Raw genomic sequence first — 758 nt, forward strand, 5'->3', positions numbered from 1 at the left:
AGAATATGGGGGGTAGGGGACAATATGAGTAAAATAACTTTTTCATCTAAAGAGATAAACATACTTCAAAAAAATCCAAATGTACAACGTGTCAGCGAAAGGTCTATTACCTATACTGACGATTTTAAAAATAGATTTATAGATGAATACCAAGCTGGCAAATTCCCTCGTCAGATCTTTGAGGAAAACGGCTTTGATGTGGACGTTATCGGCATAAAACGAATGGAACAGTCAGCCCATAGATGGAAAAAAGCCTATGAAAAGAATGGCCTGATAGGGCTTACAGATTCAAGGAAAACGGCTTCTGGGAGACCCTTAAAGCGTGAGCTTACACAGTCCGAAGTGATTGAAAGGCAAAGGGCCAGAATTGAGCTGTTGGAAGGACAGGTGGAGCTGTTAAAAAAGCTAGAATTGACCGAAAGGAGGCTGCTAAACGCAAGCGAAAATCTCAATCCGAATAAAGCGTACCAATTGATACAGGAGACCATTGAACAGAATGGATTCAAGGGGATGACCAGGTATTTTTGTGACCTTCTGGATGTCTCACGGTCGGGATATTACAGCTACCTGAAGGCTTCCTCTGTCCGGGAAGCACGGGAGAAATTGGACCTTGAAGCGAAGGAAATCATCTTAAAGGCCTTTGACCGGCGGGGATATAAGAAAGGTTCACGCTCTATCAAAATGATATTGGAGAATGAGTTTGATATGATCTTCAGCCGTAAAAAGATCCAGAGGATCATGAGGAAATACGGAATCGT

The 758-nt window shown here is 42.2% G+C and carries 1 protein-coding gene; it reads left to right on the top strand.

What is annotated here, in order from left to right; genetic code table 11:
- Positions 1-24: 24 nt before the first annotated feature.
- The coding region (locus EKC99_RS15340) for an IS3 family transposase (protein WP_163152666.1) at positions 25-758 on the top strand (734 nt) is incomplete at its 3' end.

Source organism: Anoxybacillus sp. MB8, assembly GCF_011006755.1.
Lineage (GTDB): Bacteria > Bacillota > Bacilli > Bacillales > Anoxybacillaceae > Anoxybacillus > Anoxybacillus gonensis.